Annotated in this window: 22 protein-coding genes; 15 read left to right on the forward strand and 7 right to left on the reverse strand. The window is 52.6% G+C overall.

Annotation, left to right across the window (positions count from 1 at the left end):
• The first annotated feature begins 152 nt into the window (after window positions 1–152).
• The 8 genes from FOE74_RS01405 (at window position 153) to recO (ending at window position 6,785) form a co-directional block, all read left to right on the forward strand.
• Window positions 153–959 carry a Rossmann-like and DUF2520 domain-containing protein gene (locus FOE74_RS01405; protein WP_188686369.1) on the forward strand — a complete coding sequence of 269 codons (807 nt, stop codon included), beginning with the start codon at window positions 153–155 and terminating at the stop codon, window positions 957–959.
• Between the two features lie 94 nt (window positions 960–1,053).
• On the forward strand, window positions 1,054–1,383 hold the full coding sequence (locus FOE74_RS01410; protein ID WP_149096822.1) for a 2Fe-2S iron-sulfur cluster-binding protein: 330 nt from the start codon (window positions 1,054–1,056) through the stop codon (window positions 1,381–1,383).
• A 151-nt stretch (window positions 1,384–1,534) separates the two neighbouring features.
• Window positions 1,535–1,774, forward strand: coding sequence for a Fe-S cluster assembly protein IscX (gene iscX / locus FOE74_RS01415; RefSeq protein ID WP_149096823.1), 240 nt, complete (start codon window positions 1,535–1,537; stop codon window positions 1,772–1,774).
• Between the two features lie 50 nt (window positions 1,775–1,824).
• A complete protein-coding gene (locus FOE74_RS01420) occupies window positions 1,825–2,319 on the forward strand; it encodes a KdsC family phosphatase (protein WP_149096824.1) in 495 nt (164 codons plus the stop codon).
• Between the two features lie 100 nt (window positions 2,320–2,419).
• Window positions 2,420–2,614, forward strand: a complete 195-nt coding sequence (locus FOE74_RS01425) for a cold-shock protein (protein ID WP_062543874.1) — start codon at window positions 2,420–2,422, stop codon at window positions 2,612–2,614.
• 111 nt (window positions 2,615–2,725) lie between these two features.
• Window positions 2,726–3,571: a geranylgeranylglycerol-phosphate geranylgeranyltransferase gene (locus tag FOE74_RS01430; RefSeq protein ID WP_149096825.1), complete on the forward strand. Its 846-nt coding sequence runs from the start codon at window positions 2,726–2,728 to the stop codon at window positions 3,569–3,571.
• Window positions 3,572–3,667: 96 nt separating this feature from the next.
• Window positions 3,668–5,983 carry a type IX secretion system anionic LPS delivery protein PorZ gene (gene porZ / locus FOE74_RS01435; RefSeq protein WP_149096826.1) on the forward strand — a complete coding sequence of 772 codons (2,316 nt, stop codon included), beginning with the start codon at window positions 3,668–3,670 and terminating at the stop codon, window positions 5,981–5,983.
• A gap of 91 nt (window positions 5,984–6,074) precedes the next feature.
• A complete protein-coding gene (gene recO / locus FOE74_RS01440; RefSeq protein WP_149096827.1) occupies window positions 6,075–6,785 on the forward strand; it encodes a DNA repair protein RecO in 711 nt (236 codons plus the stop codon).
• An 85-nt stretch (window positions 6,786–6,870) separates the two neighbouring features.
• On the opposite strand, the gene FOE74_RS01445 is transcribed toward recO, so the two are convergent.
• From FOE74_RS01445 to FOE74_RS01455, 3 genes are read right to left on the reverse strand one after another with little or no spacing between them, the layout of a single operon-like run.
• Window positions 6,871–7,389, reverse strand: coding sequence for an FKBP-type peptidyl-prolyl cis-trans isomerase (locus FOE74_RS01445; RefSeq protein WP_188686362.1), 519 nt, complete (start codon window positions 7,387–7,389; stop codon window positions 6,871–6,873).
• A gap of 25 nt (window positions 7,390–7,414) precedes the next feature.
• Window positions 7,415–8,416: an FKBP-type peptidyl-prolyl cis-trans isomerase gene (locus FOE74_RS01450; RefSeq protein WP_149096829.1), complete on the reverse strand. Its 1,002-nt coding sequence runs from the start codon at window positions 8,414–8,416 to the stop codon at window positions 7,415–7,417.
• 35 nt (window positions 8,417–8,451) lie between these two features.
• Window positions 8,452–9,462, reverse strand: a complete 1,011-nt coding sequence (locus FOE74_RS01455; RefSeq protein WP_149096830.1) for a DHH family phosphoesterase — start codon at window positions 9,460–9,462, stop codon at window positions 8,452–8,454.
• A 193-nt stretch (window positions 9,463–9,655) separates the two neighbouring features.
• On the opposite strand from FOE74_RS01455, the gene FOE74_RS01460 reads away from it, so the two are divergent.
• Complete coding sequence (locus FOE74_RS01460) at window positions 9,656–10,075, forward strand: nucleoside-diphosphate kinase (protein ID WP_149096831.1); 420 nt, start codon at window positions 9,656–9,658, stop codon at window positions 10,073–10,075.
• Between the two features lie 143 nt (window positions 10,076–10,218).
• Here the strand turns inward: FOE74_RS01460 and FOE74_RS01465 are convergent, their stop codons facing one another.
• A complete protein-coding gene (locus FOE74_RS01465; RefSeq protein ID WP_149096832.1) occupies window positions 10,219–10,695 on the reverse strand; it encodes a hypothetical protein in 477 nt (158 codons plus the stop codon).
• A 658-nt stretch (window positions 10,696–11,353) separates the two neighbouring features.
• On the opposite strand from FOE74_RS01465, the gene FOE74_RS01470 reads away from it, so the two are divergent.
• Window positions 11,354–12,124: a TonB family protein gene (locus tag FOE74_RS01470; RefSeq protein WP_188686359.1), complete on the forward strand. Its 771-nt coding sequence runs from the start codon at window positions 11,354–11,356 to the stop codon at window positions 12,122–12,124.
• Window positions 12,125–12,208: 84 nt separating this feature from the next.
• Here the strand turns inward: FOE74_RS01470 and FOE74_RS01475 are convergent, their stop codons facing one another.
• Together FOE74_RS01475 and FOE74_RS01480 are read right to left on the reverse strand one after the other, a co-directional pair.
• Entirely contained in the window at window positions 12,209–13,315 is a 1,107-nt protein-coding gene (locus FOE74_RS01475; RefSeq protein ID WP_149096834.1) for a lysylphosphatidylglycerol synthase transmembrane domain-containing protein, read from the reverse strand.
• On the reverse strand, window positions 13,299–14,075 hold the full coding sequence (locus tag FOE74_RS01480; RefSeq protein ID WP_188686357.1) for a segregation and condensation protein A: 777 nt from the start codon (window positions 14,073–14,075) through the stop codon (window positions 13,299–13,301). The genes FOE74_RS01475 and FOE74_RS01480 overlap by 17 nt, the downstream gene beginning before the upstream one ends.
• 398 nt (window positions 14,076–14,473) lie before the next feature.
• On the opposite strand from FOE74_RS01480, the gene dxs reads away from it, so the two are divergent.
• From dxs to FOE74_RS01500, 4 genes are all read left to right on the forward strand, one after another.
• Complete coding sequence (dxs, locus tag FOE74_RS01485) at window positions 14,474–16,390, forward strand: 1-deoxy-D-xylulose-5-phosphate synthase (RefSeq protein WP_149096836.1); 1,917 nt, start codon at window positions 14,474–14,476, stop codon at window positions 16,388–16,390.
• A gap of 410 nt (window positions 16,391–16,800) precedes the next feature.
• Window positions 16,801–17,109 carry a hypothetical protein gene (locus FOE74_RS01490; protein ID WP_149096837.1) on the forward strand — a complete coding sequence of 103 codons (309 nt, stop codon included), beginning with the start codon at window positions 16,801–16,803 and terminating at the stop codon, window positions 17,107–17,109.
• Window positions 17,110–17,158: 49 nt separating this feature from the next.
• Window positions 17,159–17,974 carry an alpha/beta fold hydrolase gene (locus tag FOE74_RS01495; RefSeq protein WP_149096838.1) on the forward strand — a complete coding sequence of 272 codons (816 nt, stop codon included), beginning with the start codon at window positions 17,159–17,161 and terminating at the stop codon, window positions 17,972–17,974.
• Between the two features lie 210 nt (window positions 17,975–18,184).
• On the forward strand, window positions 18,185–21,121 hold the full coding sequence (locus FOE74_RS01500; protein WP_149096839.1) for a WD40/YVTN/BNR-like repeat-containing protein: 2,937 nt from the start codon (window positions 18,185–18,187) through the stop codon (window positions 21,119–21,121).
• A 109-nt stretch (window positions 21,122–21,230) separates the two neighbouring features.
• Here FOE74_RS01500 and FOE74_RS01505 read toward each other — a convergent pair whose 3' ends face one another.
• Window positions 21,231–21,668: a response regulator gene (locus FOE74_RS01505; protein WP_149096840.1), complete on the reverse strand. Its 438-nt coding sequence runs from the start codon at window positions 21,666–21,668 to the stop codon at window positions 21,231–21,233.
• Window positions 21,669–21,959: 291 nt separating this feature from the next.
• On the opposite strand from FOE74_RS01505, the gene FOE74_RS01510 reads away from it, so the two are divergent.
• A complete protein-coding gene (locus FOE74_RS01510; RefSeq protein WP_149096841.1) occupies window positions 21,960–23,021 on the forward strand; it encodes a hypothetical protein in 1,062 nt (353 codons plus the stop codon).
• Window positions 23,022–23,425: the final 404 nt, after the last annotated feature.

A 23,425-nucleotide genomic window follows, 5' to 3' on the forward strand; every position in this document is an offset into this window, starting at 1 on the left:
TTTCTTCCGCGGCTTTTTTTATGTCCTGTTTAACCGCTGTTTTTCTAGAAACGGCCCGTAAAAGCACCCATTCCCAGACCCAGCCGCCGTCCGGGAGAAGAGATCAGGAGAAAGCTGCTAACTTAGGCCCTCCATCACCTAGCATAAAAGGAATGAAAGTAGGAATAGTGGGCGCTGGCCATGTGGCCACCCATCTGGTGAAAGGCTTGACCCAGGCAGGCATAGAGGTCTCTGTCATTTATAGCAGAACCAAGGCTTCAGCCGCCGCGCTTGCCCCATACGCCCCGGCAGCCATCACAACAGATCATCCAGATTTCAGGGCCCAGGCTCCCGCAGACATCTACCTTCTGGCTGTTCCAGACCAAGCGCTTCCCCAGTTGCTCCCGCACACTCTTTTCCCCGCCAGGGCAGTGGTGGCGCATACCTCAGGAACGCAGGCTTTAGAACTGCTCTCTTCTCTGCCGGGCGTAGAAACCGGCGTCTTTTACCCCTTGCAGACCTTCAGCAAAGAAAAGGAGATAGACTGGCGCCGGATTCCGGTGTGCATAGAGGCTTCTTCCCAAAACGCCCAGGAAACGCTGGTGCACCTGGGCGAAAAGCTGAGCGACCAGGTAGTATTGATGCCCGGGGAAGCAAGGCGACACGTACACCTGGCAGCGGTATTCGCCTGCAATTTCACGAACCACCTGTGGGGCATTGCGCAGGAAGTACTGCAGAAAGCCCAGTTGCCCGTGAACCTGTTAGAGCCGCTGGTACAGGAGACGGTGCAGAAAGCCTTTCAGTTTCCGCCTTTCACGGTGCAGACGGGCCCAGCCCAGCGCCGGGATGAAAACACCATAGCGGCGCACCTCCAATTGCTGGCAGCAGAGCCCCAATACCAACACCTGTACCAGGTGCTCACCCAAAGCATTCAGGCACGCCAACCGGAAAACGGGCCGGTTTCTGGGAAACAGGCGTAAAACAAGGGTGTACTGGAGGGAACCGCTTGCCTCGGTTCCGGTTTTGATTAGGGCAGTTGTATGCCTACCTTTGCACCTCTAAAGATGTATCTGAATGAAAGTCGTTAATATTATATACAAGTTCATGGACGGGAAACCGGACGAAACGCATTTAGGCGCCGAGGGCGAGTCTGTGCTGGACGTTGCGTTGAACAACGGAATCCAGCTGCAGCACAACTGCGGAGGCGTTTGCGGGTGCAGTACGTGCCACGTCTATGTAGAGAGCGGGATGGATGACCTGCCTGAAATCACCGACAAAGAGGAAGATTATATTGACCGTGCGGTGAACCCCCGTATCAACTCCCGGCTTGCCTGCCAATGCGTAGTGCAAGGAGGGCAAGACCTGGTCATTACCATTCCTAAGCAAGATTTCTTAGGCCATTAATTTAAACTAGTTGTTCGTATTTCGTTACTAGTTGTTAGCAGTGGGAGTAACCAATAAGAAGCCTTTCCATTAGGCTCCTTTCCTGATTTACCACCAGCAGCAACCAGTAAAAACTAATCACTAACAACTAAATACTAGATACTAAAAAGAGATGAGCAACCTATATGAACCACCTATAAAGTGGAGCGACCATGAAGACATTGCCATGGCGCTATATGAGAAATTCGGTGACGAGTTTGGCGAAAGCAAGATTTACCGCATCCGGTTCACCGACCTGTTGGAGTGGATCTTGACCCTGCCTAATTTTGAGGGCACCCGCGAACAGGCCACCGAAGGCCACCTGGAGCAGATTCAGGCGGCGTGGGTGTATGAGTGGCGCGACAACCAATAGACGCTGGTTCTCTTGAAGTTCTGAATCTTTCCGCTAAGCCTTTGACCACCATGCAAGCACTTCCTGATTTCAAGAATATCACCACGTTCATTTTTGATGTGGACGGCGTTTTAACCGACGGCAGCCTGCTGTGCTTCTCTACCGGGGAGCAGGCGCGGGCCTTCAACATCAAAGACGGGTACGCTATCCGGCACGCCCTCAAGAAAGGCTACCGCGTGGCCATCATCTCCGGAAGGAACGAGCCTGGGGTGCGCAAGCGGCTGGAGTCGCTGGATGTGAAAGACATTTACCTGGGGGCAGAAAACAAGCTGGACACCTTCCAGAACTATGTCTACTATTACGGCATTGACCCAGAGACCGTGGTGTTCATGGGTGATGACATCCCAGACCTGGAGGTGATGCAGCATTGTGGTATTTCGGCTTGCCCGGCAGATGCCGCCATTGACATCTGTGACATCTCCCAGTACGTGGCCACGGCCGAAGGGGGCAAGGGCGCCGTGCGTGAATTGATTGAAATGGTCATGAAATTGCAAAAACGCTGGTAGGCGAACGCGCCTGTTTTCAAATATTTATAAAGAAAGTTTGGTTTTTGTATAATAATCCTATATTTACAGAATCATTCATTATTTCAATTTTTAAATTTTTATGAAAACAGGAACTGTTAAATTCTTCAACGAATCCAAAGGCTACGGCTTTATCACAGAAGAAGCCACCAACGAGGATTTTTTTGTACACATTACAGGCCTCAATGGTATCCAGATCCAACAGCACGACAAAGTAGAGTTCGACACTAAAGAAGGTAAAAAAGGCATCAACGCGGTTAACGTAAAGAAAATCTAACACTTCTACGAATCATACTCATTTTGTACATTCTTCAAAAAGCCCCTTCACCAGGGGCTTTTTTCATTGGTGAGATTTTAGCCGTAACTTCCCCTATCCTTTGTTGTTCCTGTGAAGCAGTTTCTTACCCTTATACGGTTTCCCAATCTGGTCATTATGCTGCTGGCACAGCTGTTGGTGCGCAAGTGCCTGGTGTTTCCGGAGCGTTCCCTGCTGGGGGCGTTGTCCTGGCCTTTTGCCATTCTGGTCATGGCCACCTTATGCATTGCGGCGGCGGGGTACATCATCAATGACTATTATGATGTGAAGATAGACCGGATCAACAAACCCAACCGGGTGGTGGTGGGCAAGTTCCTGACCCGCCGAAAAGCCATGATGATCCACTTGTACCTGTCGGCTACCGGGGTATTGTTGGGCTTGCTGCTGGGCTGGCGCATTGGGGCGGTATTGCTGGGAGTCGCCTTGCTGTTATGGGGGTATTCGGCCCAGTTCAAGAAAAGGCCTTTTATTGGCAATATGACCATAGGCTTATTGGCCGCAGTCATGGTGCTGGTGGTGCCGCTGCAAGCCGGGCAACCGTCTTTGGCGGCCTGGGCCTATGGGGTATTCGCTTTCTTCATCTCGCTGGTGCGGGAGATCATCAAAGATATGGAAGATGTGCAGGGCGATGCCTCGTTCCGGTGCCGAACCTTGCCTATCGTGTTGGGGCTTCCGCAGACCAAGTGGGTGCTGTACCTGCTCATTGGGCTGTTCCTGATTTTCACCGGCTTTGTCATGCTCAAGCGCCTGCATGAACCCTTGTTTGTGCTGTACCTGTTCATGGGAGTGGTTTTGCCCACAGGCCTGCTGGTGCGGCAGATCCTGCGCGCCGACCGCAAGAAAGACTATGCCCAGTTAAGCTGGATCTGCAAAGGCATCATGGTGACCGGAATTTGTTCCATGCTGGTACTCCATTAAGTGACCGCATTGAACGAACTACGGGGAAGCACGAGTGCTTTACCCGTGTTTTAAGAAAAAGAGGCATAAAACGAGATTGAGCTGCGTAAAGTGACTATGAAGCCATCACATCTTTTTAGGTACGTACTGTTGTTGTACAGCATGAGCTGGTCTATAGCGGCAACGGCGCAGTCTTCGCGGTTGCCGCTGGGTACCTGGCAGGTGCACGTGCCCAACCACCGGGCCAAAGCCGTAGCGGAAACCCCTTCCTCAGTCTACTGCGCCACAGAAGATGGCTTCTTTCGGTACATAAAAGCAGAAAACACCCTGCAAACGCTTTCCCGTACAGACGGCTTCAGTGACGTGAACGTGAGCACGCTCCGGTATGACTCTGCCTCGGCTACGCTGGTAGTGGCCTATGAGAATACCAACCTTGACCTGTTGACTGACGGAAAGGTGCACAACCTCACCGAATTGCTTCGGAAGTCAATGCCGGGGGCCAAAACTATCCACCACCTTTTTACGCACAACAAGAAGGCTTACGTCTCCACTTCCTTCGGGTTGGTGGTGGTGGACCTGGTAAAGCGGGAGATCAAAGACACGTACAGCAACCTGGGGGCACAAGGGGAAGCCGTGCAGGTTTATGCCTCTGCCGTGTGGAAAGACAGTCTGTACCTGACGTCTTCCGGTGGGGTTATGGCCGCCCACCTGAACCACGCCAACCTACTTGATTTCAGGAGCTGGCGCCGGTTTGGAACTGCGCAGGGCTTGCCCTTTGGCTTGCCGGCAGATGCGGTCAAAACCATTGCGGCTTTTGAAGGAGGCATCTATATTGGGATAGACCAGCACGGCATTTACCGGTTCAACGGCAACACCTGGAGCAAAGCTTCTTTCTCCACCCGTAACCACCAGTTCAGTTCTCTGGAAACAAACGGGAAACGGTTGGCGGTCACGGGTCTTGAAGAGGTGCTGGAGGTAAGTGCCCAAGGGCAGGTTTCCCGGCTGGTGCACCCCTTGCTGCAAAATCTGCGAATGGCGCTTCCGGCAGCCGGCAGCGGCGTCTGGGCCGCAAGCTATGACAAGGGGTTGGTGCGTGCCTCGGGAACGGGGGCCGAGTCTTTTGTACCCAACGGACCCGCCTTTGTGGATGTATTTGGGGTATACGCGGAACCTGGCCTCTTCACGGTTTTGGGCGGAGGATACAGCCAGAGTTATCTCCAACGCTCTTCAGAAGCCGGCTTTTACCAGTACCAGAACGGCCAATGGACCAACTATAACTATACCAGCGGGGGGCAATTCCCAAGCAATGCCAGAGACCTGGTAATGGCCCGCCGAAACCCCGTGAACGGTAAACTGTACATTGCCAGCTATGGCGCCGGACTGCTGGAGTGGGGCGGACCAGATCAGATAAAACTGTATAACAACACCAACAGCCCCTTGCTCAGCGCCTTGGACGCGAACGACCGGAACTTCATCCGGGTACCGGGAATTGCCATTGATGCCGCCGGTAGCGTGTGGGTGACCAACCGGAACCAATTGCCCAATGCCCCCGGTCTGTTTGAGTTGAAACTAGATGGCACCTGGGTGGCGCATCCTTTTAGAGGGTACAACTTAAGCAGCGGCCTTGACAAAGTGGTGGTGGACGACAACGGGTTCAAATGGGTGACCATTAGTACCAATGGGGCAGATGCGGGCTTGATCGTGTATGATGACCTGAACCAGCGGTTCTCCTACTTGGGTGGCCCCGGGCAGGGAAACTTGCCGGGCAAGCAGGTGTTCACCCTGGCGGTAGACCTGCAGGGCGAAGTCTGGGCTGGTACGAACAACGGGGTGGCGGTATTCACCAGTACGCCGGATATTTTCACCTCAGGGTACCAAGGGGCTTACCTCCCCATTTTTGAACGGCGGCCGCTATTGCAGGGGCAAGTGATTAGAAGCATTGCCGTAGATGGCGCCAACCAGAAATGGATAGGCACCGACACCGGACTGTGGCTTTTCAATGAAACGGGAGAGGAAATGATCCAGCACTTCACCACCCGCAATAGCCCTTTGCCCTCCGATAAAATCAGGGATATCTCGGTGGACCCTTCCACCGGTGAAGTGCTGATTGGGACCGAGGGGGGCATAGCCGTATACCGGGGCACCGCCACCCGCACCCAGAAAGTGGCCAAGAACTGCCTGCAGGTCTTCCCTAACCCGGTAAGGGCAGGCTTTACCGGGAGCATCGGGATTTCAGGGCTGCCTGACAATGGGTGGGTGAAGATCACAGATGCGGCCGGCTTTCTCGTTTTTGAGGGGAAAGCCACGGGAGGCACCTTTGCCTGGCACGGCCGTGATTACAACGGCCAAAAAGCAAAGGCGGGGGTGTACCTGGTGCTGGCTTCCTCCGCAGACGGCGCGCAGACCTGTATGACTAAAGTCGCCATTCAATAAGCCCTACCCTGAGACGGTTAGATTGGCGCTTCTTTCTGTAGAACCAAGAACGGGTGCCCTTGCGTAGGGTACTTTACATTACATCCAAGCCATGCTGGTAAAAACCCGGGGCATTGTCCTGAGCTTCATCAAATTCAAAGAGTCCTCCATCATTGTCCGGATCTACACGGAAGAACTGGGGCTGCAAAGCTATATCGTGAACAGCGTCCGGAAGAAGGGGACGGCTTCGCGGATTGCCTTGTTCCAGCCGTTCACTTTGCTGGACATGGTGGTGTACCCCTCGGGCAAAGGTGGCCTGACCCGTATTTCAGAGTACAAATGCAGCCATCCGTTCACCTCGGCGGCCTATGATATCAGGAAGAGCAGTATCCTGTTGTTCCTGTCTGAAGTGGTGTCAAGGACCGTGAGGGAAGAAGAGGAGAACCGGCCTTTGTTTGAGTTCCTCTATAACGCTATTGTGTTGTTTGATGAACTGGAAACCGGCTTTGAGAACTTCCACTTAGCGTTTCTGCTGCAATTGGCCGGGTACCTGGGGTTTGGGGTCTCCTCAGCGGAGGAGGTAATTACCCAGGTGGCGTTTGAAACCGGGGGTGCCACGGCCTTGGGCAATAGCCTGATGCAACTGCAGCAACTGGAACCGTACCTGAAAGAAGTGATCCAGCATGCCGAGGATGCTAACCTGCCCAATGGCAAGGTGCGCCGGGAATTGCTGCACCTATTGGTGCGCTATTTCCAGTTACACGTAGACCAGTTAGGCGAAATCAGGTCATTGCCCGTGCTGTCTGAGGTGTTAAGTGAGTAATGAACTGTGAGGAGGAACGTTTATATATAAAAAGAAAGGCTGCTCCTGTAACAGGGCAGCCTTTCTTTTTTGGTAGTAGCGGGTGCTATAGAATCTCTAGCAAATCCACCTCAAACAGGAGCGGAGCACCGCTGGGAATGGCAGGGTAGCTTCCTACAGGGCCATATCCTAGGTGCGAGGGAATAAACAAAAGTGCCTTTTCCCCTTTTTGCATCATGGGCAGGCCTTGGTCCCAGCCTTTGATGACTTTGTTAGCCCCCACCTGGAATTCATACGGGTAGCTTCTCTTCCAGGAGGAATCAAAGATGTATTCGTTCTGCACCAGTTTTCCAATATAATGGACTTTCACCGTGCTGCCTGCTACGGGCTTAGGGCCAGTTCCTGGTTTAAGCACCTTGTAGTACAAGCCGGTAGCGGTCTTCACCGTGTCTCTGATGTTATGGGCCTTCATGTAGGCCTGGATCATCTCATCATCAAACTTGGCTTGGGCTTCATAGTCATAGTTCGCATACGGATCATAAGGATCTTTTTGGTCACCGCAGGCTTGAAGCCCGAAAAGGACACATACGGCTAACAGCATTTGCCACAATGCGCTTCTTTTCATAAACTGTTGCATACAAAAGAAAGGTTTACATGCCAGGCGCACCCGGACCGGCTGGGCCAGCCGGAGCAGCTGGAGCATCTTTGATATCCACTAATTCCACGTCAAAACGCAGGATAGAGTTAGCTGGTAACTCTGCGCCGCGTGCCATTGAGCCGTAGCCTAGCGGAGAAGGAATCAACAAAACGCCTTTGCTGCCTTTGTTGAATTGCTTGATGCCGTCTTCCCAGCCTTTGATCACCTGGTTCTGACCCAAGGGGAATTCAATGGGGTTGCCTCCGTTAGACTTGTCTGAAGAGTCAAACTCTTTGCCGTTCAACAGGGTGCCTTTGTATTTCACGCTCACCACTTTGCCGTCAGTGGCGTTAGGGCCTGAACCAGCCTGGGTGATGGCGTAGTATACGCCAGAAGGAGTTTTCTGCATTTGCAGGTTCTCTTTCTTCACGTACTCCTGGATTTTCTTGTCATCAACCGGACCTTGTTTGGCGGCGCGGGCTTCCATCTCTTTCTGCTGGCGCTCCATCATCTTAGGGTAGTCGGCCATGGCTTCCTGCTCAGTTTGCAGGTTGATCGCTTTCACGAAGAAGGTCAGGAAGCTGCCTTTCTCAATGAACGGAGGAAGCGGGCTTCTGAACGTTTTGGCAAACAAGGTGTCTGCGTTGATTCTGAACACGGCGCTGTCGCCTTTGTCCAGCATCAGGAACGCTTCTTCAATGCTACCTTTGTTAGGAGAGGCCACCATCTTGATCTGGATGGGCATGGCGTTGTCTTTGGTGCTGAACAACAAAGAGTCTTTGCTGTTGCGGTACTCCATCTCAAAGCTCATCACTTTGTCAAGTTTGGCTTTGTAGGCGGCAGAATCAACTTTCGCTTCTTTTATCTCATATTCACCTTCTTTGTTTTGTGAATACAGCTTGTACTCCAACCCAGAAGGGGCTTTGACAAATTCGTCTTTGCCCAGGTTCTTGCAAGAGTAGGAAGTGAAGGCAACCGCCAAGGCTGGCAGTAGGTAAAGGGATCTTTTAAACATTGTTTTTTAGTTATGAAAGCGTCTTTATTAAGGGTTTAGTTTACCAATTGTTCCGCATACTGCGGTAATAGACTCACAAATTTATTTATCGTTTCGTTCAGCGGAATGTAAGAGATTCCGCCGGCGGCGTTTTTATGGCCACCTCCGTTGAAGTGGGCCCGCGCAAACTCATTCACTGAGATGTCTCCCACTGACCGGAAAGAGATCTTCACGGCCTCCTGACGCTCTATGAACAAGGCCGCGAACCGCACCCCTTCAATGGAAAGGGCAAAGTTCACCAAACCTTCGGTGTCGCCGGTCTGGGAGTCATAGGCCTTGAGTTCCTCTGAGGTCACGGCAATGAAAGCGGTGTTGAATTCCCGTACCACCGTGAGCTTGTCTTTGAGCACGTACCCTAAGAACCGCAGGCGCGACTCTGAGTAGCTGTCATAGATGTTGCGGTGTACCTTGCAGATGTCTATGCCGTTGTGGAGCAGGTCTGCAATGATCATGTGCACGTTGCGGGTGGTGCTGGAATGCCGGAAAGAGCCGGTGTCCGTCATGATGCCGGCATACAGGCACTCGCCAATGGCCACGTCTACCAAGGCCTCATCGCCTAGTTCCCTGATCACCTCGTACACGATTTCCGCCGTGGCGGCCGCGTTGGTGTCTGAGAACATGATGTCAGCGAAGTCTTCGGGCTGGAGGTGGTGGTCAATCAGTACTTTAGTACCGGAGGCCTGCTCAATGTACTGCCCCAGCTCATTGATGCGGCTCAGGGCGCTGAAGTCGAGGCAAAAGATGGCGTCAGCTTCTCTGATGATCTGCTGGGCCTGGGCATCCGTCTTCTGGCTGTATACCAATACCTCTTCATTGCCACTCATCCAGTTCAGGAAAGAGGGGTAGTCTGAAGGGGTAATGACCTGTACCTGGTGCCCTTTTTTCTTAAGGTAGCCGGCCAATCCTAGTGAAGATCCCAAAGCGTCCGCATCCGGTTTATGGTGCGTGGTGATCATGATCTTCTTAGGAGACTCTAAAAGCTCCTTTAGCGCGTTGATTTGCTGCATTGTATACTCACAGTCCGCTTTAAAAAATAGCGGATACAAGCTGCAAAATTCTGAAGAATTAAAGTACAAACCAAATTAAATCAATGAACTGCCCAACGGGTTGGTATTTTTGCCGTACAAAATGGGTTTTGGGCCAAAGTATGCTAATTTTGCCGGCTCAACTTCTATTTAACCCGATAACGAAATAACAAAAATGGCTGGAAACGTAACGTTCACCATGATCAAACCAGATGCCGTGCAGGACAACCACATTGGCGGTATCACTAAAATGATGGAAGAGGCTGGCTTTAGAGTAGTGGCCATGAAGAAGACCCGTCTCTCTGAGGAGCGTGCCGGTCAGTTCTACGAGGTGCACAAAGAGCGTCCTTTCTACGGTGACCTGGTAAAGTACATGAGCTCTGGTCCTATTGTGGCCATGATTCTGGAGAAAGACAACGCGGTACTTGATTTCCGTACTTTGATTGGCGCCACCAACCCAGCCCAAGCCGAGGAAGGAACCATCCGGAAGATCTACGCCAAGTCTGTAGAGGCCAACGCCGTGCACGGTTCTGACTCAGATGAGAACGCCCAGATTGAAGGTGACTTCTTCTTCGGTGCTGACGAGCGTTTCTAAGCTCTTTTCACAGAAACAATAGCAAAAGCGTCTGGCCAAAGGGCCAGACGCTTTTTTTGTGCCGGGTTTTTCAGGTCCTTTTCAGAAAAGGAGGCCTAAACGCAAAAAAAAATACATGCAGCTTTCAAGGGGGGGGCCTTGCCTTAGTAGTTGGCGTTGCCCTGGTGGCCCCCAGAATGGTCAAAGGCCATCATGAGAATGTAGCCTGTCATGGCACCCACTGCGGTGCCTAGAATCACCACAGAGCCCAGCACCATCATGAGAGGCAACCGAATGCCAAAGTAGTCCTGGTTGTGCAGGACCCCGGCATAGCCAGGTTCTAAGAAAATAGCGTGAAACAGAATAAAGCCGGCGTATAGCCCTGACCCCAACAAGCCTACCAGAAAGCCTATCGCGAGCCCCGGCAGGTAAGGGGTTTCCCTGTGCAGGGCATCATGGCTTTTTTTGAGGGTGCCAATGGCCAGCACTACGGCTATCAGGATGAAAATATTGCTCCCAAAACGGATTATCTCGCTGTTCTGGAAGCCAAGCGCGTTGATAATCAAAAAGTAGATGATCATTGCCACCGCGGAGAGGATGCCGTACCGGACACCTATGCCTTGGACAGAAGTTGTTGCCATGGTTTCCATAATTGGTTGAGATTTGAGTTGTACCACATTACCTGAAATACACTTTCTTGCTGTATCAACTAGTAAAACAGTTCTATTTATTACGAGAAGTTTTATGTTTCGGGTATGACCCTATATAAAAGCAGATCCCGTGCAGAGAAAGCCATTTCAGCCATAACCGGACTATAACCCAATTGTTTAGCTTGTATGGATGATTCGTCTTCTTCCGCAATCAAGAATGGGAAGGGAAGTTGCATTAGTTGCCGGCATGAGAAAGAATGCAACCTAGAAGTAAACCGAATTGATAGAGTAGAACCGGAAGCGCTAACAATAGGAATGCATGATTTCAGTCAAGGCCTTGTTTCATGCAAAAAAGAAGTCTGCTCTTTTTTCTATTAGAGTTTAAAAAGAGGTGAGGCCGCTTCCCTCTACAAAGAAAAGGCCTTAACCGAACCTTCAGAAATCCATACCTTTGGTTTACATTCTTGCCCTTATGAAAACGCTTCTCTCTTTGCTCCTGCTTATTTTCCCATTATTGATGGTGGCTCAATCTCCTTCTCCAACGCAACACAGAGAAGAAATAACCCGCCACCGAGTTCACGAAGACAGCCTATTCAAGTTTGGGGCGCAATCACCACTTTCAGCAAAAGATAAAGCAAGCTTCAAGGGCTTGGCCTACTATCCGGTGGAGGACGCGTACCGGGTAAAGGCCAAATTCACGCGCACCGCGCAGGAAGTTATCTTCAGGATGCCCACCACTGGTGCCCGTACCCCAGAATACGTGAAGTACGGCGAGCTCCATTTCAGGCTGCAGGGCCGGGCTCTTACATTAAGCGTGTACCAGAACCAGGAGCTCATGAGGCAGCCCCAATACATGAGCTACCTGTTCATTCCTTTCACTGATGGCACCACCGGCCAGGAAACGTATGAAATCGGCCGTTACCTGGACTTCGCTATTCCCGCGGGAACAGACAGTGTGTGGGTAGATTTCAACAGAGCCTATAATCCATCTTGCGCCTATGGCGAAGGGTATTCCTGCCCCATTCCGCCTAAAGAGAATAAATTGCCGATTAGGGTAGAGGCGGGCGCGAAGACCTACGTCAAACCCCACGGAAAAGTAGCCCAGGGTGGGGTAGGCGTTCAAGAGTCCATGCCGGAGTTTCCGGGCGGGACCATGGCCCTCTTCCAGTTTCTTAACAAGGCCTTTGCCATGCCTGCCTTGGCCAAAAAAGCTGGCGTGACGGGTACCGTGAAATTCAGCTTCGTGGTAAGGGCAGATGGTACTACAGATGATTTTCAGATTGTGCAGTCTTTGCGGGCTGATGTAGATGAGGCCGTACTACACGCCGCTAAGCAGATGCCCCTTTGGAAACCCGGTATCCAGAACGGAAAACCGGTCAATATCCTGTATACAGTGCCTTTCATGGTGAGAGGCAGGTAAGAAGCCAGCTTCAACGGAAAAGGGCCAGGCCGTCTTTCATAGGTGGCCTGGCCCTTTTTGGTGGGAGATTATCTGCAGGTTGGCTTACCCTTGCCGTTTTCCATCTCTTTTCTCAGAAACAGGCTCTAAACCCAAAGCCTCTTCCTCCTCAGGATGCTCGCCAAAGACGCGCAGTACCCAGCGGGGCAGGAAGAACGAGCCCAGGATCAAATACAGATAGTACGTCACCACGCGGTAAAGCAACACAATCACCGTGGTAAAGCGGCCCAGGAACTGCCCGAAGAAGGTAGGGAAGGCCACCTCGGCAATACCGGCACCGCCCGGCGTCACGGCTACCAGCAGCACAATCTTGTAGACCATGTTGCGCGAGAAGATCAGCACGTGGTCATGGAAGCTGATATCAGTGAAAGCGGCAATAAGGCAGTTGATCACAAAGTAGCGGGCGGTCCAGACAAAGGCGGTGCTGAGCGCGGCATTGGCCCAATAGGAAAATGTGCTGCCTTTCAGCTGCTGCGAGGCCCACACCAGTTCGTTTCCGTTTTTATAGGCGCCGGCTCTGAACCGGCGGGTAAGTTTAAAGGACGTAATCCGCAGGAACAGGCGCTTCACCGCGTTGGGGTTGATCAAGAGACCGTACGCCATGATAAAGGCATAGAGGGCAATCAGTACATAACTGATGATAAAAGCGATTTCCAGGCTTTGGGTCACCGAGAACTCCATGGCAGATACCTCCGGGAAGATGTCGCCGGCCGTGATCAGGAACACCAGCGGCACCGCAATAATGAAGTACAGGTTGTCCAGCATGGCTGTCACCATTACGTAGGCCAAGGATTTTCCCAGGCTGATGCCTTCTTTGTTCAGGATAAAGGCCGCCACCGTGGAGCCGCCCACCACGCTGGGCATCACACAGGAGGCGAATTCCCACAGCATGATCACGTCCAGGCTTTTGCGCCAGCTCAGGAATTTCTCTGTCACGTACCTGATGCGGTAGATATACCCGAAGTCTCGGATCACCAGCACCAGAAACGTCATCACCAGCCAGAACGGCTTGGCGTTGTAGAGCGGCGTCAAATCCATCTCGGCACTGTCTCGGTAGAACATGTACCCAATCACGCCCAATCCAATCACTACCGGAATGAGAATGCGTTGCGGGGTAAAGTAGGAGAGCAGTTTCTTACGATTCAGATCCATGGGCAGTGGGGGTCAGGTGCTGGGTGTCAGAATAGGGCACAATGCGGAAATTATTAAACCCGTCGCCAATCTCCAAACCAATCTCATTGAGCTGAAGTAAGTCTAAGATAGCCAAAAAGTTAAAAATCAACCCGATTTTGTCAGGGAAAGCCTCTACCAGGTCAGAGAATTGCAGTATTCCCTGGGCACTTACCCGGCTCTTGATGTAGGTGCGCTGCTGGTCTATGGTGTAAGGATAGGTAATGACCGTGTGCCTGGGGCGGTTCTGCTCGTCTTCATAGCGCTGCATGGCCTTGTGGAAAGACTGCATGAGGTGGTACAGGTTCAGGTCTTTGAGCTCGTACTCCAACTGGTGCTTGGCCGCGATCTTACTTAGTTCGGTGTCAATGTTGCCGCGGTTTTGCTGTTGCAGGCGCACGTCTTCCAGCAGGCTGAGGTCGCCCAGCACTTCTTTGTACCGCTTGTACTCCAGCAGGTGCTGTACCAGTTCCTGCCGCGGGTCAATCTCATTGCCTTCCTCATCTTTCTCAAAACGGGGCAGCAGCATCTTGGCTTTAATCCGCATCAGGGTGGCGGCCGTGAGAATGAACTCGCTGGCTACCTCCATGTTCATGGTTTCCAACTGCCGGATGTAGCCTACAAAATCATTGGTGATCTTGAAGATGGGAATATCATGGATGTCCAGCTCGTCGCGCTCAATAAAGAAAAGCAACAGGTCAAAAGGACCCTCAAAGAGCGACAGCTTTATTTCGAAACTCACGGGTGGCGGTACGGCAATGGTTTGGAAGGTAAAATTACGCATAAGTAACGCCATCCGCCAACGTTTAGCCTGGAAGAACCTGTTTTTGAGGTCTTTTCCAGAAAACAGGTCTATAACCGGGCATTAAATCGTGGTTTGAATAAAATAAAAGGTATTTACGAAGGGTTATAAGATAACCGATAGTACAAATACTGATTGTTTGGATGGTTGACCTACTAAACAGCGTTTTCTGCATTTTAAATACATGAAGTATAAGATTGCAGAGGTGGTAAGTGACCAAATACCCAGTACTCAGAAAAAATCCTTAATTTTACCTTTTGACTAGAGGCGGCTGCGTATAAGATGAAAACTTTCATGGCTTAACGCTGTTGCACCTGTATCCACCCACGAGCACCCCTATGATCATTGAACCCGGAGAACTGCTGGCCAAGATAAACTCGCCAGCTGATTTGCGCCAACTGTCTGAAGATCAGTTGTTGCAGGTATGCCAGGAAGTGCGGCAATTCATCATTGACAATGTCTCTATATACGGCGGGCACTTTGGGGCGAGTTTGGGGGTAGTGGAGATGACCGTGGCCCTGCATTACGTGTTCAACACCCCCTATGACCAATTGGTCTGGGACGTAGGCCACCAAGCCTACGGCCATAAGATCCTGACGGGCCGCCGCGACCAGTTTCACACCAACCGCAAGCTCAACGGCATCTCTGGTTTCCCTAAAAGAAAAGAGAGCGAGTATGATGCCTTTGGCGTAGGGCATTCCAGTACGTCTATCTCGGCGGCGCTGGGCATGGCCGTGGCCTCGCAATACAAAAAAGAGCTGGACCGCCACCATATAGCGGTGATAGGGGATGGTTCCATGACCGCGGGTATGGCCTTTGAGGCCTTGAACCACGGCGGCGCCACCGATGCGGACCTGCTGGTGGTACTCAATGACAACTGCATGAGCATTGACCCCAACGTGGGTGCGCTCAAAGAATATTTAACTGATATCACCACCTCCCGCACCTATAACAAAGTGCGTGATGAGATCTGGAACATCCTGGGCAAGATCAGCAAGTTTGGGCCCAACGCCCAGCAGATCGTGGCCAAGGTGGAAAGCGGCATCAAAGCCACGCTCCTGAAGCAGAGCAACCTGTTTGAGAGCCTGAACTTCCGGTATTTCGGGCCTATTGACGGGCATGATGTGAACCACCTGGCCTCGGTGCTCAAAGACCTTAAAAAGATCCCGGGCCCAAAAATTCTGCACTGCGTGACGGTGAAAGGCAAGGGCTTCGCGTTGGCAGAGAAAGAACAGACCAAGTGGCATGCTCCCGGCTTGTTTGACAAAGTCACCGGTGAGATCTACAAAGTACACCATACCACTCCCCAGCCACCTAAGTACCAGGAGGTCTTTGGGCATACCTTGTTGGAAATGGCCCAGCAGAATGAGAAAATTATGGGCGTGACCCCGGCCATGCCGAGCGGTTCTTCCATGAACATCATGATGGCGGCCATGCCAGACAGAGCGCTGGATGTAGGAATCGCCGAACAGCACGCCGTTACCTTCTCGGCGGGTTTGGCCACGCAAGGGCTGGTGCCGTTCTGCAACATCTACTCCAGTTTTATGCAGCGCGCCTATGACCAGGTAGTGCATGATGTGTGCCTCCAGAACCTGCACGTGGTGTTCTGCTTAGACCGCGCTGGTTTTGCGGGCGAAGACGGACAAACCCACCATGGATCTTATGACCTGGCCTACATGCGCTGTCTGCCTAACATGGTGGTCTCTGCCCCCATGAATGAGCAGGAACTGCGCAACCTCATGTATACGGCCAGCCAAGACGGCATGGGGCCCTTCACCATCCGCTATCCGCGGGGTGCCGGTGTCATGCCGGAGTGGCGCACTCCCCTGGAGCTTATTGAAGTAGGCAAAGGACGTACCGTGCAGGAGGGCGAAGAAGTAGCAATCCTTACTATTGGCCACATTGGCAACTATGCCGTGGAGGTATGCCAGAACCTGAAACTAGATGGTCTGCGGCCCGGGCACTACGACATGCGGTTCGCTAAGCCCTTAGACGAGCAATTGCTGCACCAGATTTTCCAGCGCTATGACAAGGTGCTCACCGTAGAAGATGGCTGCCTGCAAGGCGGTTTCGGGAGCGCGGTGCTGGAGTTCATGGCTGATCACGGCTACCAGGCCCAGGTGAAACGGCTTGGCATTCCAGACACCATTGTAGAGCACGGCTCGCAGAAAGAACTGCACCGCCTCTGCGGCTTTGACACAGCAGGCATTGAACTAGCCGTCCGTGAGCTGATGGATGTGCACGTGCGGGTGTAAGCCCTCTTCAGGAACCAGTATTGAGCAGACCTCACAGGTTTTAAAACCTGTGAGGTCTTTTCGTTTTCAACCCGTTTCAAAGAAAGTAGCCTGAAAACGAAAAGTGACCGTCGTTGGAGATGTGCAATACGCATTCCGTCCTCCTTTGAAGGCAAGGCCGTTAAGTTCTAAAAAATATAGGTGGTTCAAGTTTCTAACTTAGACCTACCATGACCTGAAGTTTGCTAATCAGTGAGGCGAAAGCCTCAACCTATACAAGAATGGTAATGAACTTCACCCCAGTTTAAGCCTTCAAAGGGGGACGTAACAGAAGAGCTTAGTACCCCTGCTTCCAAGCGCATTGCCAGCCAAGCAGCCAACCCCTAGGGAATAAATGCCTATCTTCAAGTCCTAAGACCCCATTCCCTCTCATGATCACACCTACTTTGCCCTTACAGGAAAAACTCAGGATTTTTGCCGGCTCCCTGCTTTTAACGGTCACCATCTACCTTATCATTGATCTGTATGTGCCCGCCAAAATGTTTTTCAGCGGAAATGCCATGTCGTTTTCTGAACTGTTGGCCCACGTGCAAATGCACAAGAAAGCTCCCTTCATTGCCTTGATCACCTTCTTGATGGCCAGAACCACCATCAAAAAACGGACGAAGGCTCTAGCCGAAAGTCAGCAAGTAGGGCAGGGGCCGGAGGAGGCAAGTCAGGTAGCGGAGAAACAGGCCTAGCTGTTCTGGGGCTCTTTTCCGTAAAACAGCTAAAAATCACCCTACTCGTATGAATTCTACTGCCCTTGCCTATACAGAGGCCGGTTCCGGCCCCGTGATTGTCTTTCTCCATGGTTTCTGCGAAAGCAAAGACGTCTGGACTGATTTCACCAAGCCGCTGGAGCACCAGTTCCGGATTATTGCCTTTGACTTACCAGGCCACGGGGAAAGCCCCCTGCCTTCAGACTTCTCCATGGAAAGCCAGGCCCGGCAGGTGCAGGAAGCCTTGCAGGACCTGAAGGTAGAGAAATGCCTCTTGGTGGGGCACTCCATGGGTGGATACGTGGCTTTGGCTCTGGCTGAGTCGTTTCCTGATCAGCTGTATGGCCTGTGTCTGTTCCACTCCAGCGCTTTGCCAGACACCCAGGAGAAGCAGGAAAGCCGGGACAAAACCGCCGCCTTCGTGCAGAAGCACGGCCTAGATAAGTTCATGGAGACATTCGTTTCCCCGCTCTTTGCCGAAAGCAACCGGGAATCCAGTAAGGAAGCCATCCAAAAAATGCAGGAAATCGGCAAAGCCACCCCGGTGGAAACTGTGCTGGGCTGTCTGGGCGCCATGCGGGACCGGCCAGACAGAACGGAAGTGTTGAAGACTACCGTCCTTCCGGTTTTCTTCCTGGCAGGCAAAGAAGACCCGGCAGTGCCCTTAGAGGCCATTCTGCAGCAGTGCCACCTACCCGAGAACAGCATGACGTATTTCCTGGGGCACGTGGGGCACATGGGCATGTTTGAGAACCCCGCCCTCACCCGCCAGGCTCTGCTTAAATTCGCGGAGACTTTGGTGCCGACCAATACCCAACGCTACCGGAACGCCGGCTCCTTTTAATTCACCACTGCCATCCTACTTGGAAGCGCCGTTTAGGGGCTGTTTTGCTCAAAACAGCCCCTAAACGGCGCTTCTGTTTCAGAGGCAGACAGATTTCCATTTACCTGTGAGACAAAACCGAACGGTTGTTTCATTAACTCCCGTTTTTCCTCTATTTTCAGAGTTCAAAACCATACCCAATCCAGAACAAAACTACTTCCTGTGCGCCTTATGCTACGCAAACCCTTGTACCCACTCATGCTCCTGGGGCTTTTGAGCCTTCCGGCGGTGGCCCAGAAAAACAAAGAGAAACAACCCCCGGCTACTTCGGCCAAAGCCCGCATGCAAGGCTATGAGCAGCGGTTGCAGTTGCAGAAGAACTCACTGGTGAGCAACCTGCCTTTCCGTAATGTGGGGCCCACCGTGATGAGCGGCCGCGTGGTAGACGTAGACGTGAACCCGGCAGACCCTACCCAGTTCTACGTGGCCTACGCCTCCGGCGGATTGTGGCGCACCACCAACAACGGCATCTCCTTTGAACCTCTCTTTGACCGCGAAACCGTTATCACCATCGGGGACATCAGCGTAGACTGGAAAACGAACACCATCTGGGTAGGCACCGGGGAGTCCAACTCCAGCCGCTCTTCTTACTCGGGGGTAGGGATTTATAAAAGCACTGATGGTGGTAAGACCTGGCAGCACAAAGGCCTGCCGGAAAGCCATCACATCGGCCGGATCATCCAGCATCCCACTGACCCTAATACCGCCTGGGTGGCGGCGCTGGGGCATTTGTACTCGCCCAACCCGGAACGCGGCGTCTACAAAACTACTGATGGCGGCACCACCTGGAAGCATGTCCTGAAAGGCGGCAACGACAATACCGGGGCGGTAGACTTAGTCGTAGACCCCTCTAACCCCAACACCTTGTACGCCAGCATGTGGCACCGCGAGCGCAGGGCCTGGAACTTTGTGGAAGGCGGCAGCACCTCTGGGGTGTTCAAAAGCACCGATGGCGGCAACACCTGGCAGCGCGTCACGGGCGGTACCAGCGGGTTTCCGGCCAGTGAAGGCATCGGGCGGATTGGCCTGAGCATCTTCCCGCAGAACCCCAACATCCTCTATGCCAGCGTTGACAACCAAGACCTGCGCAAAGACGTGAAACCGGCGGTGGCTTCGGGCAACAGGCTGCGCAAAGAACAGTTCAAGGATTTCACCAAGGAAGACCTACTGAAGATGGACGATGCCGCGCTCAACACGTTTCTGGAGGAAAACAACTTCCCGCGCCAGTACACGGCCAAGACGGTGAAGGAAATGGTGAGCTCAGAGAAAATCAGGCCGGTGGCGTTGTCAGACTTTTTGGTAGATGCCAATTCCCTGATGATCGAAACCCCGGTGACGGGCGCGCAGGTCTACCGCTCAGACGATGCCGGCAAGACCTGGAAGAAAACCCATGAAGGCTACCTGGATGACCTGTACTATACCTATGGCTATTATTTCGGGGTGATACGGGTGTCACCGCTGAACCCGAACCACGTGTACGTGTTGGGCGTGCCTTTGCTTAAATCTGAGGACGGCGGCAAGACCTGGAAGGAGATCGGGGGCGATAACGTGCACTCAGACCACCAAGACCTGTGGGTGAGTCCTTCCAAGCCCGGGCACCTGGTGAACGGCAACGACGGGGGCATCAACATCACCTATGACGACGGCAAGACCTGGTTCAAAGCCAATACCCCGGCGGTGGGGCAGTTCTACTCCGTGGCCGTAGACATGGCGCAGCCTTACCACGTGTATGGTGGCCTGCAGGACAACGGCGTGTGGGGCGGACCCAGCACCTACCAGGCCAGCTACGCCTGGACCGACAACGGACGGTACCCGTACCAACGCCTGGGCGGCGGAGACGGCATGATGGTGCAGGTAGACTACCGTGATAACAACACCGTGTACACTGGCTCGCAGTACGGCGCGTATTTCCGCCTGAACAAAGCTACCGGCCAGCGCCTCTCTATCCAACCCAAGCACCAGTTGGGCGAGCACCCGCTTCGGTTCAACTGGGAAAGCCCCATTCTGCTGTCGCGCCACAACCAGGACGTGCTGTACTTCGGGTCCAACAAATTCCACCGTTCCCTGAACAAAGGCGAGAACATGGAGGCACTTTCCGGAGATTTGACCAAAGGGGGCCGTAAAGGCGACGTGGGCTACGGCACGCTGACCGCCATTGAGGAATCGCCTAAGAGGTTTGGCCTGCTGTACACCGGTTCAGACGATGGCCTCATCCACGTAAGCCGTGACGGAGGCTACACCTGGACCAAGATCTCAGACAAGCTGCCACAGGACATGTGGATCAGTGGTCTGGCTGCCTCGGCGGAAAACGAAGGCACGGTCTACGCTACCTTGAACGGCTACCGCTGGGATGATTTCACGCCTTACCTGTATGTGTCGCAGGACTACGGCAAGACCTGGAAGCAAATAGGCAAGGATTTGCCAAAAGAGCCGCTAAACGTGGTGAGGGAAGACCCCAAGAATACGAGCATATTGTATGTAGGCTCAGATAACGGGCTGTATGTGTCGTTAGACAAAGGCCAGACCTTCCAGGCGTTGGGTGGTGACGTGTTGCCGTCGGTGGCGGTGCATGACCTGGCCATCCATCCCCGGGAGAATGACCTGGTGGTGGGTACCCACGGCCGGTCTATCTACATTGGCAACGTGGCGCATTTGCAGCAACTCACGCCAGAGGTGCAGAAGAAAAGCCTCCACACTTTCCAGATTTCCGCTCCTCAGTATTCTGAGCGCTGGGGCCAGCGGTTTGGCGCCTGGAACGAGCCTTTCTCGCCAACGTTGACCATTCCTTATTTCGTGAATACCGCAGGAACGGCCACCGTACGCGTGAAAACCGACAAAGGGCAGGTGCTGAAGGAGCTGAAAGACCAGAGCGAACGCGGCCTCAACTACGTAGCCTATGACCTTACCTTAGATCCACTGAACACCGGCGCCTATGAGCAGGCCTTGAACGAGGGCCGCAAAGCCGGTGACCCCGTGAAAGTGACCCCCGCCGCTAACCAGCAGTTGTACCTGCGCCCAGGTAAATACGTGGTTGAGGTGGAGGCCAACGGCAACAAGACCTCGCAGGAATTCACCTTGCGGGTCCCGGAACGCCGGGTGAGAGAATAACCCTCTTCCAGTTTGAACCAAGACTCCCGTTTCAGGCCTGTTTTTCAGAAAGCAGGCTTGGAACGGGAGTCTTTGCTTTAAGGCGTGTATGGTGCCGTCAGGAGCGGTTCTACTCTTCAGAAGAAGCTGGATAATCGTCTGGTGACAGGAAATGCTCTTTGATCAAATGAAGTGCATCTGTCTGGGTGAGGGGCTTGGAAAGGTGTCCGTCCACGTCGGGGAATTCTTTGAGCCGGTGCAGGTCATAGAAACTGGCCGAGGACGACAAGGCAAACAACTTCTTCGCCTTCCGCTCTGGCGCCAGGTGCTGGTAGCGCTCCAGAAAGTCAAAGCCGTCCATCACAGACATTTTGATGTCTACCAGAATCAGGTCCAGGGGCAGATCTGCCTGCAGATGTTCTGGGCTGCTCAGGTAGGTGAGAGCCGCCTGTCCATCGGTCACCACATCAATCTGGCGCGTGATCTCGGCTTTGTTGAGCACGCGTTTGTTCATGTAGTTGGTAATGTCGTCATCGTCAATGAGCAAGACACGGTTTATTTTTTCCATGGGCGAAGCACGTTGTTTCCGGTAAAATCACAGTATACGCAAAATAGTGAGCATTAGGGAAGATTTTCCCGGTGCAGGCTCTTTCCGTTTGAAATCTGGATCTAGCCCGAATATGTTTTGAACAGGTTTTCAGGGAATTGGCCTCTAAACGTAACCGTAGGCGCCGCCTAGCCGTGTGTAAGGACAGAAAACCCGATAAATGCATTTTCCCTGTGGAGAAGCAAACGAAAAGGAGTATCTTCCAGACGATAAACCGGGAAACCGCGCGTTTGATTAACTATTGACAATTCCATGAATTTAAAAATGATGAGGGGAGGCGCCTGCCTACCCATGCTGTGTGCCCTGGGCCTGGGTCTATTTTCCGCATGTACTTCTGAAGGAGGAAGCAAAGAGGCCGCCAGTACTCCGGCCACAGTGGCCGCCACCAGCCTTACCGCCGCTGCCCCTGATACCACCACAAATGCGGTTGCTACCACCGCCCCCAAAGATTCTACCGCTACCGGCGACTCCACCGCGGCAAAGGCCCCGGCTGAGGTGCCCGTGAAAGATGAGGCCGCCGACAACCCCGGTGCCATTCTGCCCCATAAACGGATTGTGGCCTTTTACGGAAATCCGCTGTCAAAACGCATGGGTATTCTGGGGGAGATTGCGCCGGAGAAAATGCTGGCCAAGCTAGACAGTGAGGTGAAAGCCTGGAACGCCGCTGACCCCAGTACGCCTGTACAGCCTGCCCTTCATTTAGTATTTGTGACCGCGCAAGGCAAGCCTGGCAAAGGCGGAACCTACCGCCTCCGCATGAGCGACCACCTGGCGGATACGGTCATTGCCTGGGCTGCCAAACGCAACGCCATTGTCTTCCTAGATATTCAGATTGGGCAAAGCACGGTAGAGCAGGAATTACCCAGACTAGAGAAGTACCTTAAACTTCCGCAGGTGCACCTGGGCATAGACCCAGAGTTTGCCATGAAAAACGGCGCCATTCCCGGCCGCAAGATAGGCACCCTGGACGCGAAGGAAATCAACTACGCCACCTCTTTCCTCAATGACATTGCCGTTAAGTATGACCTGCCGCCTAAGATTCTGGTAGTGCACCGCTTCACCCAACGCATGGTCACCAACTACAAAGACATCCAGTTGCGCCCTAACGTGCAGTTTGTCATGCACATGGACGGTTGGGGAGACAGAGTCTTGAAAAAGAGCACGTACCTTGCCTATATCAAGCGCGAACCTGTGCAATACACCGGTTTCAAGATTTTCTATCACAACGACACCAAGAAGCCAGGCTCTAAACTCTACACCCCAGAAGGGGTGTTGGCGTTAAGCCCCAAGCCCCTGTATATTCAGTACCAATAAGCAACAAGCCTATATAGCCTTGTGCTAATTACCTTTGAAAAGAAGCCTTCGGGCTTCTTTTCTGGTTTATGCCGTCTTCAACTTTCCTTAACGCCTTCAGCCCCGCTTCCGGGGACAGTAAAAATATAAAACCCGTCTTTGGTGGTGGGGAAAGCAAAGGCTTGGATTTGAGCGGCCTGACTTTGCAGGCGGCTTCTTAGTTATTAAATAATTTAAATTTTATTGCCTGATATTAAAAAATATTTTATTTTACAGGATCAGTTCTTAGACAGAAGATAGAAAGAAGAGAAGTAGAAAGGAGAGAAAGCCGCGCAGAAAGATAAGGGACTGGTTAGTTACAGAAGTTTAATGCTTTGATAAGAACCTGTTGAAGTACAGGTGATATACGAGTTTCAACTTTACCC

Source organism: Rufibacter glacialis, from assembly GCF_008271745.1.
Classification (GTDB): domain Bacteria; phylum Bacteroidota; class Bacteroidia; order Cytophagales; family Hymenobacteraceae; genus Nibribacter; species Nibribacter glacialis.